The sequence below is a fragment of the Paenibacillus sp. FSL L8-0158 genome (assembly GCF_038592965.1).
GTDB lineage: Bacteria > Bacillota > Bacilli > Paenibacillales > Paenibacillaceae > Paenibacillus > Paenibacillus polymyxa_D.
Genome location: NZ_CP151949.1, coordinates 4,585,138 through 4,602,349, shown reverse-complemented (window position 1 = coordinate 4,602,349; position 17,212 = coordinate 4,585,138). Strand labels below are relative to the sequence as shown.

At 47.4% G+C, this 17,212-nt stretch carries 17 protein-coding genes; 8 read left to right on the top strand and 9 right to left on the bottom strand.

What is annotated here, in order from left to right:
- Positions 1 to 6: 6 nt before the first annotated feature.
- The 4 genes from NSQ68_RS20280 to NSQ68_RS20265 all read right to left on the bottom strand — a co-directional run bounded on the left by NSQ68_RS20280 (position 7) and on the right by NSQ68_RS20265 (position 4,779).
- Positions 7 to 1,101: a glycosyltransferase family 4 protein gene (locus NSQ68_RS20280; RefSeq protein ID WP_342427008.1), complete on the bottom strand. Its 1,095-nt coding sequence runs from the start codon at positions 1,099 to 1,101 to the stop codon at positions 7 to 9.
- A 50-nt stretch (positions 1,102 to 1,151) separates the two neighbouring features.
- On the bottom strand, positions 1,152 to 2,246 hold the full coding sequence (locus tag NSQ68_RS20275) for a glycosyltransferase (RefSeq protein WP_342427007.1): 1,095 nt from the start codon (positions 2,244 to 2,246) through the stop codon (positions 1,152 to 1,154).
- A 58-nt stretch (positions 2,247 to 2,304) separates the two neighbouring features.
- Positions 2,305 to 3,396 carry a glycosyltransferase gene (locus NSQ68_RS20270; protein WP_342427006.1) on the bottom strand — a complete coding sequence of 364 codons (1,092 nt, stop codon included), beginning with the start codon at positions 3,394 to 3,396 and terminating at the stop codon, positions 2,305 to 2,307.
- A gap of 192 nt (positions 3,397 to 3,588) precedes the next feature.
- Positions 3,589 to 4,779, bottom strand: coding sequence for an NTTRR-F1 domain (locus NSQ68_RS20265; RefSeq protein WP_342427005.1), 1,191 nt, complete (start codon positions 4,777 to 4,779; stop codon positions 3,589 to 3,591).
- Between the two features lie 491 nt (positions 4,780 to 5,270).
- Between NSQ68_RS20265 and NSQ68_RS20260 the strand changes: the two genes are divergently transcribed.
- Genes NSQ68_RS20260 through NSQ68_RS20245 form a run of 4 tightly spaced genes read left to right on the top strand, consistent with a single transcriptional unit; the run spans position 5,271 to position 9,437 of the window.
- Positions 5,271 to 6,386, top strand: a complete 1,116-nt coding sequence (locus NSQ68_RS20260) for an ATP-binding cassette domain-containing protein (protein WP_342427004.1) — start codon at positions 5,271 to 5,273, stop codon at positions 6,384 to 6,386.
- Positions 6,383 to 7,105: an ABC transporter permease gene (locus NSQ68_RS20255; protein WP_029518315.1), complete on the top strand. Its 723-nt coding sequence runs from the start codon at positions 6,383 to 6,385 to the stop codon at positions 7,103 to 7,105. Before NSQ68_RS20260 ends, NSQ68_RS20255 begins: the two co-directional genes overlap by 4 nt.
- Before the next feature lie 5 nt (positions 7,106 to 7,110).
- Positions 7,111 to 8,502 carry a GldG family protein gene (locus NSQ68_RS20250; protein ID WP_342427003.1) on the top strand — a complete coding sequence of 464 codons (1,392 nt, stop codon included), beginning with the start codon at positions 7,111 to 7,113 and terminating at the stop codon, positions 8,500 to 8,502.
- Positions 8,499 to 9,437 (top strand): DUF4340 domain-containing protein, encoded by a 939-nt coding sequence (locus NSQ68_RS20245; protein ID WP_342427002.1) that lies wholly within the window; start codon positions 8,499 to 8,501, stop codon positions 9,435 to 9,437. The genes NSQ68_RS20250 and NSQ68_RS20245 overlap by 4 nt, the downstream gene beginning before the upstream one ends.
- A gap of 75 nt (positions 9,438 to 9,512) precedes the next feature.
- Here the strand turns inward: NSQ68_RS20245 and NSQ68_RS20240 are convergent, their stop codons facing one another.
- Complete coding sequence (locus tag NSQ68_RS20240; protein WP_307353362.1) at positions 9,513 to 9,716, bottom strand: hypothetical protein; 204 nt, start codon at positions 9,714 to 9,716, stop codon at positions 9,513 to 9,515.
- A 186-nt stretch (positions 9,717 to 9,902) separates the two neighbouring features.
- Between NSQ68_RS20240 and NSQ68_RS20235 the strand changes: the two genes are divergently transcribed.
- The 3 genes from NSQ68_RS20235 (at position 9,903) to NSQ68_RS20225 (ending at position 11,164) form a co-directional block, all read left to right on the top strand.
- Positions 9,903 to 10,259: a sigma-70 family RNA polymerase sigma factor gene (locus NSQ68_RS20235; protein ID WP_322173059.1), complete on the top strand. Its 357-nt coding sequence runs from the start codon at positions 9,903 to 9,905 to the stop codon at positions 10,257 to 10,259.
- Complete coding sequence (locus NSQ68_RS20230; RefSeq protein ID WP_342427001.1) at positions 10,202 to 10,429, top strand: helix-turn-helix domain-containing protein; 228 nt, start codon at positions 10,202 to 10,204, stop codon at positions 10,427 to 10,429. The genes NSQ68_RS20235 and NSQ68_RS20230 overlap by 58 nt, the downstream gene beginning before the upstream one ends.
- Before the next feature lie 75 nt (positions 10,430 to 10,504).
- Positions 10,505 to 11,164, top strand: coding sequence for a hypothetical protein (locus NSQ68_RS20225; protein WP_342427000.1), 660 nt, complete (start codon positions 10,505 to 10,507; stop codon positions 11,162 to 11,164).
- A 73-nt stretch (positions 11,165 to 11,237) separates the two neighbouring features.
- Here NSQ68_RS20225 and NSQ68_RS20220 read toward each other — a convergent pair whose 3' ends face one another.
- A complete protein-coding gene (locus tag NSQ68_RS20220) occupies positions 11,238 to 12,815 on the bottom strand; it encodes an alpha/beta hydrolase (RefSeq protein WP_342426999.1) in 1,578 nt (525 codons plus the stop codon).
- 195 nt (positions 12,816 to 13,010) lie between these two features.
- Here NSQ68_RS20220 and NSQ68_RS20215 point away from each other — a divergent pair, with 195 nt between their 5' ends.
- Complete coding sequence (locus NSQ68_RS20215) at positions 13,011 to 13,991, top strand: YhcN/YlaJ family sporulation lipoprotein (protein WP_307353367.1); 981 nt, start codon at positions 13,011 to 13,013, stop codon at positions 13,989 to 13,991.
- Between the two features lie 104 nt (positions 13,992 to 14,095).
- On the opposite strand, the gene nagA is transcribed toward NSQ68_RS20215, so the two are convergent.
- The 3 genes from nagA to NSQ68_RS20200 are packed head-to-tail and all read right to left on the bottom strand — an operon-like array spanning position 14,096 to position 16,909.
- Positions 14,096 to 15,316 carry an N-acetylglucosamine-6-phosphate deacetylase gene (gene nagA, locus NSQ68_RS20210; RefSeq protein ID WP_342426998.1) on the bottom strand — a complete coding sequence of 407 codons (1,221 nt, stop codon included), beginning with the start codon at positions 15,314 to 15,316 and terminating at the stop codon, positions 14,096 to 14,098.
- A complete protein-coding gene (nagB, locus tag NSQ68_RS20205; RefSeq protein ID WP_342426997.1) occupies positions 15,313 to 16,041 on the bottom strand; it encodes a glucosamine-6-phosphate deaminase in 729 nt (242 codons plus the stop codon). Before nagB ends, nagA begins: the two co-directional genes overlap by 4 nt.
- Before the next feature lies 1 nt (position 16,042).
- Positions 16,043 to 16,909: a MurR/RpiR family transcriptional regulator gene (locus tag NSQ68_RS20200; RefSeq protein ID WP_342426996.1), complete on the bottom strand. Its 867-nt coding sequence runs from the start codon at positions 16,907 to 16,909 to the stop codon at positions 16,043 to 16,045.
- Positions 16,910 to 17,212: the final 303 nt, after the last annotated feature.

The following is a 17,212-nucleotide window of genomic DNA, read 5'->3' as shown; positions in this document are numbered from 1 at the left end:
TTTTAGTTACCTCACACCTAGCGTGTTCATCATCTGTCTGAAGGAACGCACATATTTATCCGGTGCCAACAGGTTAACGATTCGCGCCAGTCCTTTCTCGCGGATAGATTCGCGTTGAGGTACGTTGTTCATCAGGTCTAGTCCTTGCAGTATCGCCTGCAAGATGTCTCCCTGCTGATAAAATTTACCGGTTTCGTTGTGGTCGATGAATGCTCGTACTCCGTCTGAATCAGAGCTTAATACCGGGCAACGACAGGCCATCGCCTCAGCAACCGCATAGCCGAATCCCTCCACCAATGAGGTCGATAGCAAGTAGCCGCCTGAGTCGCCAATCATGGAGTAATACAGGGGCATATTGGCATGAGGCACACTTTTAAAACGCTCGATAATGGAGGACATGCCAAGCTGAGTAAGCATTTTTTCGAATTGTATTTTATCCTCCGGCTGTGACAATGTTTCATCATAAAACATCCAGATTCGAAGATCGGCACGGTTCTGCAGCATCCAGTAAGAAATATCGACAAAATGCCTCCAGTTCTTGTTGGGCTCTAGCCGCCCAACCCAGGCAATAACCGGATTAGCTGGAGGAGTGTTAGGTACATAATTAAATACGCTGGTATCCAGCACGTTTGGAAAGACATAGCGATTAAGCCATGGACACATGGTGGAGAAAAGATTCACTAAATGAGTCGTATCTGGTAGGAGCACTGCATCGGCGTAATTTTGAAGATATGGAACTGCATCTGCAACAACCCAAGCCGCTTCTTCGTGAGGGCCAAAGCCCTGCGATTCATAGATCAATATCCCCTGATAGCCCAACATTCGCAATCTGGGGAGCATAGGGTAGTCCGAAGAGACGATAATTGCATCGTAGCGATGAGTCTCCACCAGTTTTCGAATTTCTTCTTCAGAGGAAGTCGTGAACACTGGAATATCGCCGTGCAGGTTTTGCATCCCTGTACCCTGCTGATAATAGAGAAGATGACATTCGATCCCGTCCTGAATGAGCGCTCTACAGCGCTGGCGATTCAAGGTTTCTACGCCGCCGCTGGGTATATAAAAAGTAAATAGAACTTTGATCTCAATAACCTCCTTTGCCAACCACAAGCTCTTATACCAAGTTATTCAACCTACAGGACGGGGTGTGGGTTCTATGGAATCCTGGCTCGAATCAGCGCATAATTATGGCTGAGGCGAGGATCTTCCGGGGAATACTCTGTTGCTTTTCTCGCAAATTCACAAGCTTTGTGTAAAAGGCCTAACTCGTAGCAAGCGAGGGCACCAAGATCATACAGTGTGGCGTCCCAGCAAAAATCCTCTTGCATGTACGTATCCGGTCGTGTTGAAATACGCAACGCTTCTTCAACCATATGATGGACAGCGGACCAATTCCGTGTATGATAGGCCAGCTGAGCCATTTCCGTGTAAGGTTCACGTAAATACGGTGCTTCCGCAATAGCCCGGTATAACCAACGTGTTGCCTCCTGCCATTGTTCACTTGCTTTATAGGCTCTAGAAATAAAGCGCATCGAAGCGCTGCGTTCATCTGCCCAGCGCGCCTGCGGCATGGCAAGATGTTGTTGCAGTGTAGCAATGCACTCGTCCCAACGGCCATGATACATATATTCCCGCCCCAAGTAATGCATGTTGCGGTCATCCTCGGGAAACTCGCGCACAGACTGCTCCAGCAGTGGAAGGTATTGGCTGCGTGACTTGTGCGGATCGGGATCATGATACAAGCGGAGCTGGTCGGATCGGATGCTGCGTTCTTCACCCTCCCCGATATATTCAAGCACTTCGTGAACCGGGCGTACCCAGCGGTACCCGTGACGAGTGTGTATTTTTTCTTTCCAGAACCATGTATAAACGGTATCTTGCCCAGGCTGTCCATGTGTAAAGGCATACAGCATCCGGGTAGTTCCTTCCTTCCAGTTGCGTTCCAGCCGCGACCGCCAACCCTCCTCCCAGACTTCGTCCAGATCCGTACAGACACAAATATCTATATCGTCAGGGACCAGCCGTAGGGACTCATTGCGAGCTTTGTCAAAACGCCAAGGAGTTACCTGGATACGATGCACCTCTGCACCCGCTTCGCGTAGCAGGGAAACAGTATCGTCTGTAGAGCCGGTGTCCGCTACAATGACAACATCGGCTTCACGCATGGTGTGCATCCAGCGTTTGGCGAATCGGGCTTCATTTTTGCTAATGGCATAGACAGCTATCTTGTACCGATTCGATTGTTGCATTCCGCTTGTTCCTCCTTTGACTTACTTAAAGATTGAGGGGTGAGTATGGGGGACACCTTTATTGGGGAGGATTCAGGATTGAGCTGAAGAATTGTCGATTATGCAGGACGTGCGGGTCGTTGGGAATGTAAGTGGCAGCTTGCTCGTTGTGCCAATTCGCACGTGTGTAATCCTTCATCCGAAAATGGCAAATGCATAGCTGGATATGAGGAAACCACGTTTGGTACGCGTCTTGTACCGGGCCCATCGTGTCGGGAGGATTCAGAGTGGTAGCCATGTCGTACCAGTAAATAGCTTTGGAGATCTCATTTTTATGCAAAAAATAATGACCCATCCGACAGCACAGGTCTGCCCTGGGCATATCGAAGGTCAAACTATGGAGAGCCGCCGTAATGCTTTGCTCCAGCTTGCCAAGCTGTTGTAGACAATCGGCCATTTTGCTACATGCACTAATCGCGTCCTCTACCCAGCATTGTCCAGTATCCAGAAAATCGTGGTAAACTTGCACAGCCTGCTCATATCTTTTATTGTCCCTTAACTCGTTAGCGTAATAGTAGAGGTCACGAGGAGAGAAGGTATGACCTTGGGCGAGCAATTTCTCATAGATTCGCAGGTTTCGCCCTGGAGAGACCGTGTGTGTTCTAGTGTGAGTTATGGCGATATCGGCATGTTGAATATTCCCGTCTACGGCGAGGTACTCATGCACGGCTCCGTGCCAGCGGAACCCAGCTGACCTTCTGACTAAGCGGTTTCGACGAAAATGTAGGGTGACATTGCCATGATCATCAAAGGCATAATGATAATTCATAGACACGGAATCCACGATTGGTACGGCTGAGGAATCAAGGGTTTGCTTCAGCTCAAGCAGCTTGACGGCGTCCTGCTCCTTCAAAATATCATCGGCATCCAGCCAGAGAATGTACTCCTGCGTAGCTTGTTCAAACGAATAGTTACGTGCAAGGGCAAAATGATCTACCCATTCAAATGGAAAAATTCGATCTGTAAAGTTGCGACATATGTCAATGGTCTGATCCTGTGAACCCGTGTCCACGATGTTGATTTCATCCACAATAGGATGGACCGATTCCAGGCAACGGCCAATAGTATTTTGATCATTCTTGACGATCATGCACAGGCTGATACTGATCAATTGAGCACCACTCCTTTGGGAACCATCTAAGGATGCAGTTCAAACATAAAGTTGGTTTTAAAAGAGGTCTGATTTATAGAAGCCCTGCCGCAATTGCGGCAGGGCAAGGATGACAAAGCCTTAACGTGCTGTGCGGCTTTGTCGATAAGGTATGGTACATCGTTTGAACATGATGTGATAGAAAAAAGAACGTTAGAGTCCGGTTGGCCCTGTAGGTCCAGTCGGTCCCGTAGGTCCGGTAGGTCCAATCGGTCCTTGTGGACCAGTGTCTCCTGTTGGTCCAATCGGGCCAGTAAATCCAAGGCCAAACGGTCCGGTAGGTCCAGTCGGCCCTGTAGGTCCTGTGTCGCCCGTAGGTCCGGCGGGTCCCGTAGCGCCTGTGTCGCCGATAGGCCCGATAGGTCCGATAGGTCCGATAGGCCCGATAGGTCCGATAGGTCCAGCAGGTCCGGTAGCACCTGTGTCACCCGTGGCACCCGTAGGCCCGACAGGTCCGGTAAATCCAAGGCCGAATGGCCCAGTAGGTCCAGTCGGACCCGTAGGCCCGGTATCGCCAGTAGGCCCGACAGGTCCGGTAACGCCAGTGTCACCCGTGGCACCCGTAGGTCCGACAGGTCCGGTAAATCCAAGGCCGAATGGTCCAGTAGGTCCAGTCGGCCCCGTAGGCCCGGTATCGCCGGTAGGCCCGACAGGTCCGGTAACGCCAGTGTCACCCGTGGCACCCGTAGGTCCGACAGGTCCGGTAACGCCAGTGTCGCCCGTAGCACCCGTAGGTCCGACAGGTCCGCTAATGCCCGTGGCGCCTGTGGCACCCGCAGGCCCTGTAGCACCTGTAGCGCCACTAGCGCCTGTAGCACCAGTAGGCCCGGCAGGTCCGGCTGGACCCACAGCTCCAGTTGCACTTGCCTTAACAAGGGCAACGGCATCAATAGCTACATCAGCGGTGTTAGCCAAGGAATTTTTACTAATAATCAAAAAGGCATAGGCTGCGTTAGCTGGTACAGGAGCTGTTACTTCGTATAGGCTTTGCCATGTCCCATTCACAGCGTCTGGTAATGTGCCTGCGCTCAAATAGGTAGTTAGCCCCGTGCCGAGGAAGCTAAAGGTTGCGTCATAGTAGTACAGAAAAATGTTGATTTGAGGATTGATCAACAAGTTTCCTATTTTTGCAGCTGAAAGACTTAACGTATAGCTTTCGCCTGGTGAAGCAAAAACGACCTGGGAAAGAGATGCATCTACTGCGCCTCCTGCCAGGATCGCACTATAAAAGTTTGTCTTTTTTACGGATAAGTTAGTGACGGTCACATTTGCAGCGTTCCAAAAAAGGGTAGATCCAGTCTCGAAGTCGCCGTTATTAACTAGGTTGGTAAATAATACGGTCATCGTTTTTTATACACTCCCTTCACACGTTGTAATGATAGTAGATGCGAATCTACGCCGTGGCGAACCGTACAAGTTTATGAGGGCAGATGCACATTTTCATGTTCACATTTTAGACACATTATTTTAAGCTTCTATTTAAGTGATGTTAAGCTGAAGCTATATGTAGGGGGTTATTATTAGAGTTTAAAAGTGTAACATGAGGCGAGGGGAGACCGCTTCGCGAAGGCTTTGGGCTTCCGATCGCTGGCGCTTCTCCAGCTCCAAATCCTCCGCTTCGCTGCTACCTGCTACTTCTGCAACATTTTAGGTGGGAGGAAGTAGAGTGAGACCGCTCCGCTACTCATGCAACATTTTGGGAGGGAGAGTAGCAGGATGAGAGCGCTCGCCCAAAGATTGATTTGGTTTTCCAAATCTATCGCTATGGAGTTTTTTTAATATGTGTGTGTAGTTCGATATGATTTGTCAATACGATAAAAGAAAGGGTGGAATATGTGCTCAAAGTACAGCAGGTGAGCAAGTGGTATGAGGGCAACCGGGGTGTACATAAGCTGGATTTTGAAATGCAGCGCGGTGAAATAGTTGGTTTCCTGGGGCCGAATGGTGCGGGTAAAACGACAACGATGCGCATGATTACAGGGTATCTTCAACCCAACGAGGGAGTGATTACGATTGATGGTATCCCGATTCAGGATAAGGGCAGACAAGCTCGTTCCAAAATCGGTTATTTGCCGGAGACGCCCCCTTTATATGAGGATATGTCCGTAAGATCCTATTTAAAGTTTGTAGCTAGTATTCGGGACGTGCCTGCGAGAGAGCAGAAGTTGCGTATTTCAGAGATGATGTCCAGACTGGGATTGAATGGGCGGGAAAAACAATTAGTCCGCAGTTTGTCCAAAGGGTATAAACAGCGCTTGGGACTGGCAGGTGCAATTATTCATAACCCGGATTTATTGGTGCTGGATGAACCGACCTCGGGTTTGGACCCCAATCAAATTTTGGAGATTCGTCAGCTCATTCAGGAGATTGGCGAAAATCATACGGTATTGCTAAGCACGCATATATTGCCTGAGGTGGATGCTTTGTGTAATCGTGTTCTCATCATCCATGAAGGCAAACTGGTCATGGATGGGCGCCCTGACGCGCTCGGCGGTTCGATGGAAGATGGGTTCAAGGTGAAGGTGGAGGTTAAAGGCAAGCGTGAGCAGGTGCTGGATGTCCTGCGTTCTTGGGGAAAAGTAGAGGTTGAATCTATGTCGGCCACGCTGCCTACAGCGAACACGGAGCTGACTGCCGCAGAGCCAGATATGACCGGATTGCTACTCACAGGAGCCTCCGGTGAGGATTTTCGCGAAGAACTATTTTATGTACTGTCTGATGCGAAGCTTCCGATTTTAGAGATGAAAAAAGAAAGCCTTAGCTTGGAAAGCATCTTCCAGCAGTTAACGACCCGCGAGACGCAAGAAGGTCAGGTCAGCGATCCAGCAGTACAAGACCTACATTCCTCGGAGACTGCAGCACCTACGGTTATCACGGTGGAGCATGGAGAAGCTGCGTCCAGCGATGATAAAACTGAAGAAGATAAGCATACAGGAGGTAATCGGTCATGAGGCGTTTGTTCGCGGTCTGTCAAAAAGAGCTGCAAGCCTATCTGTGGACACCAACGACGTATTTTGCGCTTGCAGTGTACATGCTCCTGACAGGGTTACTTTTTTATACCAATTTTGTTATGTATCAGCCTAGCATTCTGGACTATCGGCTGGTACTCGGTGACACCTTGTCCATGCTGGTGTTCGTCGTCCCATTACTCACGATGAGGCTGGTTGCGGAGGAATTCAGGCAAGGTACGGATGAACTGCTGCTTACCTCACCTGTGAGTGTGACGGAAATGATCGTGGGTAAATTTTTGGCGTCGTTGGGCATGTTGCTCATATTAGTGCTGTGCAGTCTAGCGTATCCGGTCGTGATGTCCTTTTATGGGTCGCTGGATTGGACGCTGGTATTAACATCTGTGATCGGTCTGTTTATGCTTGGCGCAGCCATGATGGCGATCGGCTTATTCGCTTCGACGCTTTCACAGCATCAGATGATGTCAGCGGTCGTCAGTTTTATTATTTTACTTGTGTTCTGGATGCTGGATTCGTTTGGTGGACAGACGGGTGCATCTGCGGCGGTACAGCAATGGCTGGAACCTTTTTCACTAACCGCACGGTTTGACAGTTTCACCAAAGGATTGCTGAATGGAGCCGATGTGATGTACTACGTGACGGTGGCGGTACTCTTTTTGCTATTCAGCATCCAAGTGGTTGAACGGAAACGGTGGAGGTAATGAATATGAAAAAATGGCTGGGTCATACCAATAGTGTGGTACTATCGATTGCTGCTGTAGGGATTTTTATTTTATTGACGTTATTTCTGCGTTCTCTGGGTGGCTTTCAACTGGATCTGACGGCAGGCAAGCAGTATACGCTGTCTGATCAAACGTTGACGACCATCCAGGATGTAAAGGAAGACGTACGATTGATTGCCTTTACCGTATCCACCTCACAAAATCAGAAGCTGAACCGCGATGTTACGGATATGCTGAATGAATATGCCAAGCGTAACAGCAAGCTCAAGGTCGAGCAATACGATCTAAATCAGGAACCGATACTGGCCAAGCAATATGGTGTTACTTCAGCATCTATTGTGTTGGTGCAGGGGGAGAAGAAGCGGGTTATAGATATTGGGAGTCTATTTACGCAAGCTCAGGGGAGTGGCGAAGGAGCATACCAATTTACCGGGGAAGAAAAGCTGACTAGTGGACTGCTGGGATTATCATCTACCCGTCAAGGAAAAGTGCTCTTTCTGACTGGACATGAGGAAATCCCATTGTCCCAAATGACTGAATTAAGCAGCTCACTGTCACAAGATAATGTGAAAACAGAGGAAGTTCAGCTTAATCAGGTGGGTAGTGTACCCAAAGATGCATCTGTATTGGCTATTGTCGGACCAGAACGTGATATTAGTGCAACGGAACTGAAGAGTATTCGTACGTATCTGAATGATGGCGGAAAGCTTTTTATGGCACTAGGCTTTCACCCGAACATGGGGTCCGATTGGAAAAACCTTGATGCATTAGCAGCTGATTATGGAGTGAAGGACACTCATGCCATCGTGGTGGATCAGGAACAGACGAATACACTTGGACCTCTATGGACGGTTCCTACCTTCGGGAGTCATGCGATCACCGATAAGTTGGCGGCTTCCAATCTGTACCCGGTTCTTTCATTGTCTATTGCTTTGCAGGCAGGAGAGCAGAAGGATTGGAAGACGACGCTTTTGATGAAATCTTCTGCAGCCAGCTATGGTGAAACAAATATCCAAGGTCTGCTGAACAACGAAACACAGAAGGATAGCAAGGACCCGCAGGGGCCGCTGGATCTCGGTTATGCGGTAGAAGGGAAAGACGGCAAGCCCAAAGCCGTTATTCTTGGAACGTCTGCCCTCTTAACCGACACCGAGATCAGCACAGGAGGCAATCGAGATTTTGTGCTGAACAGTCTGAATTATGTGCAGGAACATTCTGATGGGCTCACCATTCGTCCTCGTCAGGAGCAGGATTATAAGGTAGCTTATTTGACTCCTGCACAAGCGAAAACGATATTGACCATATCTGTCATCGGATTGCCGTTGCTGTTCGCGGTCATCGGAATCTTATTATGGTGGAGGCGAAGAAGAGCATGAGAAAATGGATACCCACAGTGCTGCTGTTAGTTGTATTGGGAGCGGGTATAATCTATGCAAAGAGCCAAAACTTTTTTCATGAACAAGCGCCGGCTGCTCGTCAGCTGATTCAGCTTACGCAAGAGAATATTACGTCTTTCGCAATCACTGGAAAGGACGGCAAGTCGGTGGAACTTGAACAACATGATGGCCAATGGAGTATGAGCAAGCCACGGACTTACCCGCTAAACCAATATACAATAGACAATTGGCTAACGGCGATTCAAAATGTAAAGTTGGGTGAAGTGGTGGAATCTTCCCCTACAGACGTAGCCAAATATGGGATCTCCGCTACCCATGATCAGATTGAGATAAAGACCAAGCAGGGTGACGTTCGTACCTTTGCTTTCGGTGAAACGTTGCCTTCCGGAGATGCTGTTTATGTATTATCAGACAAAAAAGAGATAGCTTCTGTACCTATAGATACACTTTCAGGGTTATTGCTGAGTGCTGAAGATTTTATAGATACAACGCCGTTCGATTGGGACGATACCAAGCTGAGCGGAATAGAGTGGGAAGGCCAAAATGCTTCATGGATGCTCAAATCCTCCGGTAACAGCGGAACCGGAGACAGTGCCTCCACATCTTGGACGCTGAACGGAAAGTCAGTAGCCAGTGACACGGCGACTTCCCTCTCGCAGCAAATCAAAAACCTGGCCAGCAGTCAAGCTTTGCGCAAAGCCTCTGAGCTGAGCAAGCCTGTTCACCGCTTTACGCTAAGTGTATCGCTGGGTAAGGATGATTCCCAGCTGGTCTATCAGGGCTGGACGCTTAAAGATGATCCAGATACCGTATGGGTTGTACCGCCACAAAGTAACTGGGCTTATGGTCTGTCAGTATCTGACGTGAACCGTACTGAACAGAATGGCCACGACCAAGCTCAGGCTGGAAAATAACCATTAGTAATTAAATTAGCTGCACAAAGAGGCTCCAACGGCGGATGATCGTCGTCTGGAGCTTCTTTGTGTTTGTTATTCGTCAGGTTTGCTGCTTTTAGAAGAAGAGCTGTTAGTGTCGTTTAAATCTTGGATAACCTGAATCAGCTCATGAAGTGAGACATCCAGCTTATCCAGCTTTTCTTCCATCGTGTGCAGGATGTGCCGCAACAAAATAAAACAAAGTCCAGCCGGAAAGCCTACGTTGGTAACCAGAGAAAGAGCATCATCCATTTGCAATGTATTCCCTCCTTTTTGGCCATATATAAAGGAAGGTAAATTAAAAGAACCATATACAACTGCATGTAAAAATAGTATAATCAATAAGAACAAGTGTTCTGTTTTTGGTTGTAAAATAGTTTTGGAAATTACCCTATAGTATGAGGATTAGAAAAAGTCAAATCCAAAGAGAAAGGGTGATTTACAATGGATCAGTCTCAGCTAACATTGGTAGAACAATATCGAAAGAAGCTGTACCGCATTGCCTGGAGAATCCAGTATCGTGCTCGTGTACAAACCAATCATGAATTTGTAATGGAAAAGAACGAATCCGTCAGCGCCCCATCTTTTACAGAATCTTCAAACTCTAATATGTACACACTACAGCTTATCAACTCTCTATCTTCTGAGATCGGAAAAATGATCATCTTTGACCTTTACATACTAGACAAAACCGAAGCACAGATTGCAAAAGAGTTAAAGCTATCCCAACAGGCGGTGAATAAATGGAAAAAGAAAATGCTGAAAGAGTTATTTCGGATGCTGAGTTCGTCCAATTGCTAAAATTAGTACGAAGTGGAGATCAGGAGGCCATGTGTAGGATCCTTCATTTGTTCGAGGAAGACATTCAAAAGACTAGTCGGTATATTCGCATGTCCCGTGAAGATGCTGTCCAAAGCATTGTGACTGATTTTATAGAAGAACTGCGACAAGAGTTAAAGACAGTTCAATAGAAAAGTGGACAATGGATATAGCCTTGGCTATCCTTATCCGTAGGTTTACTTATTTAACGGAGGGCTTATAAGTTTATGAGTGATAACAGGGCTTCTTTTGAAAAAAGTATGAAGATGTACCCAGTCAACAGTATTCGTTCCAACGTCATCATTCTTGTTTTATTACTGTTAGATCTGTTTCTAGTTATCCCCTTAATGGGGAATCCATACATTGCAGTTTACGTTTATGTACTGTTGCCACCGATTGTTATGATAAACATTTGGGCCCTTGTACTGGTCATCATGCCACGCAAATTGCAGTTAAATTACATTTTATTCCGTGGTGTATTTGGTGTGGTTTGTTCTATTGGCTTCATGATCATGACACAAAAGTTTGCTTATAGCATGTTGGGTCTGGATAACTCATGGTATTTTATAGGCTCTTTTGCCCTTTATGGATTCGCCTTGTATTACTTTATAAAATATAATTTGGCAAAATTTAAAGATCCTTCAAATTATAAGAAGAAACCAAAGTTTAAGGAAAAAAACAAGAGAACACCTGTAGTAACTATCACCACATTTACTGGGGCTGGTTATCTGATAGCTAATCTTTCCCTCGGATTCGCGACACAACAATTAGTTGCCTCAGTATTGATATGTGTATACTCGATGCTGGCATTTATTCTTTTTCATTTTATTATAGATTTACACCGCTACTATTGGCTTCATAAGCTGAGGAATCAGACAACGGATTGAATACAATGGAAAAAAGCCTGCAAATGCCCCAACTATAATAGGGATTCGCAGGCTTTTTAGGTTGTAGATTTATTTAGTCGACATACTTGTTGCCGTCTGCATCAATATAAATGGATTGAACAGCTGTGCGGCGGTATGGATAACCTGCCTCTGTGGTGCCGCTAATTTCATAGGTTACAGAATAGATGCCGGGCTTATCCGCTTTGGATAGCTCAATTTGCCCGTTAGGTTTAACCGTTTTTTGCTGTGCCGTCAAACCTTTAGGTGCAGAAGTGACTCCTTGCTGCGGATCACCATAATATTGAACTTGGTACGTAACTTGTGTAACGCTGTCCGGAGAATCCTGTGTTTTCAGGTTTAACTTCGGACCCACTGCATTCAGATTGTATTTCAGCTCAGGAACTTGAACAGCCTGGTAACGTGCAATCAGGAGATACGCTCCATTATCAGGAACTGTGACGTTTAGTTTATAGGTGCCCGGTTTTGGATTTTGAATGACGGCGTTATGGTGCCAAGCACCAGCAAAAATATCGTCATCATAGCCTGCTTTCAGATTAATAATTTCACTAGTACCGTCAGGCTTGGTTAATTCCAGCTTACTCACACGTTTATCACTGATCCAGTCCAGATCAATGGATTTGACACCATTTTCAACAGTGAGGGTTTCTGATGCTTGTCCATTATAATTGCCGCCTCGGATAAAGTATGAATTGTCGATCTCGCTATAGGTGGATTGTGCAGCAGAAGCAGTCAGGGAAGATGCTGAAAGTGCTTCAGTTTCCTGATTCAATGCTGGAGTGTTCGCTTGGAGGTAGGGTTGGATCAGGGAGAAAACGTAGGAGCCAGTACGAACCTTGGCATGATCCCAAGATCCGACTTTAACTACACGACCGCCGGGAAGCTTAGCATTGTCGACTGTGACCACTCCATCATTCTTACCAAAGGATGAGAGGTAAAGTCCGCCCAGTATGTAGGAAGCAGTGCCGCCAGACCAGTTATCACCAGCAAACGTGAAGAATGGAATTGTAGTCGCATTACTGAGTGCATCGGTCTTGGAGCGGAAATACTTCATATAAGATGTTTGTAAAGTGGAGGTACCAGGATTTTGTGAGCCGACGATATCTGCCAGCCATCCGGCCCAGCTACTGTAGGCGAGATCTGCAAGTTGTGAGCCATGATGAGGACTACTGAGGGTGATGACACGTTGTACATAGGGAGCGGCTCCGTTATATACGAGAGCGGTTTGAGTATCCACTCCACCTTTGCTGTGGGCGATGACGATAAGCTTTTTTCCAAAGTGATTACTGATGACCTTAATTTTGTCGGCCAGAAGTTTACCATTGTCCCACATATCTTGGGAGGTGCCATTTGTATCGTAAAGATTAATGGTGGCTGTCTGGTATCCGGCGTCACGTGCACGCTGAAGCATATCGTTATTATCCTTGGTCCAGACTTCAGCACTACTGTTCAAACCATGTACGAACAAAAGTGCTGGCTTGGTTGGATCAACGCGATTAGGTGGTGGGCCTTCTATCCAGCTTCCAGCGGGGTCTTTCGGGGGTTGGGGGGTAGTGGAACCTGCAAAAGCGCCGACGGGGACAAGAGTAATGGATAACAAAAAAATGAGCATCAAAACAGTGATCTTTTTCAAACTGAAAATCCTCCTTTGTAAAAAAAAGTATTTTTCAAGCTTATTATACATGCCATCTTGTGGTAAATCATCAATTGTATTTCATATTTACATTAAAATTTTATTTTTTAAGTCATTTTTTAGTCAGGATATCCCTATGATTCATAGCGCATGATAATCTCGTCACACATTTTATAATGTATGGAGGATGAGTTCATGCCAGGAACTAAGAAGGTCATCAGTTTTACGATTTCTGCTGCTTTACTCGCCAGTATGGCTGCTTTGACCGGGTGCGGAAATGCCGATCATAACGTTCGTACGAACAGTACACGCTATAACGCGCAAAGCACACATCGTATGGATGATGTGAACCGTTATGGTATGGATGGTGTGAATCGTTATGGGGTTAAGTCCAATGGTATGGACGGGATGTCATTGAATGAAAATGGCAACCGAACCGGACATCCAGTCCGTAATCTGCAAGTCGACCGCAATTTGTCCAAACGTATATCCGAGATGCCGGATGTAAAGTCTGCGACAGTGCTGGTCGGTGAACGACATGCCTATGTAGCCGTTTCCTTGAAAGACCAAGCCAACGGAACAGGTGTCGGTGCTCCAAGTATTGACGGTACTCCAAGTGCTAACAATACTGGACGTAACGGGAATGTACCGAGTGTGAATGGCGTTAATGGCACTAGAGGAAACCGTACTACGGATACTACAACGCCCGGAATGACAGACAATGGGGTTACCGGGAATGGAGTTACCGGGAATGGAACACCTGCGCGTCGTGATGACGGTTTATTTGGTACGATGGGTACAGGATCGTACGGTATGTTGCGTGGCTTGACGGACAACAACAATCGCACAGATAACGGAAACACCACCATTGAGGGAGCAAGAACTGCATATGAACCAAGTGATGCAGTCAAGAGCCGTATCGCTAACAAAGTGAAGCAATTTGCACCTTCCATTGAACAGGTGCATGTATCGGCTAACCCGGACTTTGTTAGACAAACCTCTGACTTTACACGCAGTGTACAAAATGGTCATCCGATTAGAGGCTTGAGCAATGAAATGGTGGATGTAATTGAACGTGTATTCCCGACTTCGGCGGCTGATACAAACCGTCCAATGGATAATACAACACCGACACGTCCACAAAATCATACCCCTGCCCCGATGAATCATCGCTAATTCAAACCCTATAAGTATGCAATGCCAAAAAAAGAGCTATCCATCTCAGCGAATCGCTGGTGGATAGCTCTTTAGTTTTGGGAAATGATATAACTATAACTGAATTATTTGCGCAATCCTTTAATCCATACGCCTTGCAACTTTAAGTCTCTATCCAGTAACAGGATGTCTGCTTGTTTACCTGCTTCAAGCGAACCAGTCCGATCAGCAATGTGCAAGGATCGAGCCGGATTCAGGCTGGCTATTTGTGATGCTGCGGGAATACTCACACCCACATGTTGAACCAAGTAGCGGAAGCCTTCAATCATCGTTAGTGTGCTTCCGGCCAATGTGACGCTATCCTCCAGTCGTGCTACACCGCCCTGCACAATCACTGGCAAATCGCCGAGTGTATATTTCCCGTCATCGAGACCAGTAGCAGACATGGCATCGGTGATGAGAATGAGATTATGATCCTGCTTTAACTTAGCGAGCAGGGAAATGGCGGCGGGATGCACATGAATGCCGTCCGCGATGATTTCTGCTTCAATGCGCGGATCAGCGAGTACGGCTCCGGCGGCTCCCGGCTTGCGATGATGCAACGGGGTCATAGCATTAAACGCATGCACCGCATGGTTCAGCCCCGCCGTAGCTGCCTGTTCAACCTCTTCATACGTAGCATCCGTATGACCGAGAGCTGCGGTAATGCCATGGCTGCGCAGCCATGCAATCAGTTCCAGCGCTCCTTCCCGTTCAGGCGCAAGCGTGAGTTGGCGAACAAGGCCCGGGTAGCGCTGCTCCCATTCTGCTACCCATGAGAGATTCGGTGGCACGATATGTTCCGGGTTTTGCGCTCCCGGCCACTTCGGACTGATGAACGGTCCTTCCAAATGTACGCCTTCCAACTGAGCATAGGGCATAGGTAGTGCCATGTATGCGTGAACTTCACTCAATACCCGGTCAATCTGCTCCTTGGGCGCGGTCATCGTGGTAGCCAGCATAGCTGTCGTACCTTGTGAACCGTGAAAGGAGGTGATCGTATCCAGCACCCTCGGATCGGAATCCATAAAGTCCTCACCGTTCCCGCCGTGAACATGAATATCAATAAAGCCTGGCAGCAAATAGCCTCCTTCCAAACGCACAATTTTTACGGTTTTCGCTACGCTTTCTTCCTGATTTGCCAAGACTACCGCTGTCCAATCGGCGGGCAAATTTGCTTCTGAACCAGCGTATACAATGGATTGCCCCTCAATGACGACAACCCCTTTTTCAATGATGTCATTCCCAACGACGACTTGTCCATATAGTAGCTGGGGTACGTTATCACTCATTTCATCTGACTTCAATTGAACCATCCTCCTGCTTTCTGATCTAGTAAAATAAGTACGTTGGGGTGGCATTGCAGCAGGGAAGCCGGACACGCTGTCGTGACGGGTCCAGTTAAAGCCTGCTTTATAATATCAGCCTTATCCGCACCAAAAGCCACCAGTATAATTTGCTTCGCCTTAAGAATCGTGCCTACTCCCATCGTAACTGCTTGCCTGGGTACAGCATTTATATCGCCAAAAAATCGAGCATTCGCCGAGCGTGTACTTTCTTTCAAATCTACAACATGTGTAGCTCCAGCTAAGTTGTGACCGGGTTCGTTAAAGCCAATATGACCATTGTGGCCAATGCCAAGCAATTGCAGATCCACGGGGCCATGGTCCAGAATGGCCTGCTCGTGCGCTACACATTCTGCTGCCAGATCCAGTGCATTCCCGTCAGGAACACGTGTGTGGGATATGGGAATATCGATATGCTGGAACAAGTGCTCATTCATAAAGCTTCGATAGCTCTGCGGATGTTCTGGGGGAAGACCAACATACTCATCAAGATTCACGGAATAGGCGCGTGCAAAGCTGACCTGTCCCTTGCGGTACATATCTGCAAGATGCTGGTAAATACCAATCGGCGTACTACCGGTGGCCAGGCCAAGCATGGCCTGTGGTTTGGATAGCAGCAAGCTGGCGATCACAGCGGCGGCAGTAGCGTTCAGGTCTTCACGACTGTTCAAAATGCGTATGTTCATCTTAGTGACCCCCTGGTTGTTTTTTGAGCTTGCTCACTTGTTGATATGAACCTTCCAATCTCGGAATATATTTGTCAAAATCCGCGCTCACCATACCTGTAAACAGAATATCTATGACATGAAGCTGGGCGATGCGGGAGGCCATATCCCCACGCCGCATTCCCTCCTCCAATGAGGAAGAAAATAAAGCAATATCCGCAAGGCCTGCCAGCGTGTTGTTTCCGAAGGAGGTTAGGGATAGTGTCTTGGCCCCCTGTTCCTTTGCGCAGCGTAGAGCGGCAATGGTCTCTTGGGTTTCCCCTGAATAAGAGACGGCAAAGGCGACATCTCCCGCTCCGAGCGAGGAGGCAGAGGTAATCTGCATATGGGAATCTGCAAAGGCAGTGCTGTTCTTGCCAATACGGATGAGCTTCTGGTAAAAATCCTGCGCCACAATCGACGATGTCGCCATCCCATAGAGATCAATGCGGCTCGTGGCTGACAGCCATGCAATGGCCTGCTCCAGCTTGTCGTAATCCAGCAGTCGGGTCGTGTCCGCAATGGAGGCGGTATGGTTCGCCTGAATAGCCTGCACGATTCGGGAAAGTGAATTTCCGGCGACAATATCCTGATAGGATTCTTCACCATTACGGCTGGAATGGGACAGCTCGGCGGCCAGCTTCATTTTGAAATCGGGATAGCCTTTAAAATGTAGTGATTTGCAAAACCGCGTAACGGTCGCCGCACTCACACCACCACGCTCTGACAGCTCCCGAATACCCAGATGCAGCACATCTTCCGGGGATTGCAGGATGGATTCCGCCAGCTTGCGCTCCTGTACTGGAAGCTGCTCCAGTCTATGGGCTAATGTATGAAGAATGGGGGACATGAGCTGTGCTCCTTTGGCTGTAGAGTGTTTGTGTGAAAAAAAGTATCGTATATAAGAGGGTAATAAGGAAAAATATTTTCACGTGTATTGTAAAATAATTCTGTCGCTCATGCAAGAGATGTGAGGAGAATTTCTATTAGATTTTGCGAAAAAACAGCCAGCGAAAATTGTAGAAATTATCATACATTAATTTACATATTGCGAGTTTTACTTACAAAACAACCTATTGACTTGTCTCTTCATTGGAGGAGTATAATTGAATAAAGTTCCAGTGAAGGAATTTTTCTAGGAGCTTTGCAGAGG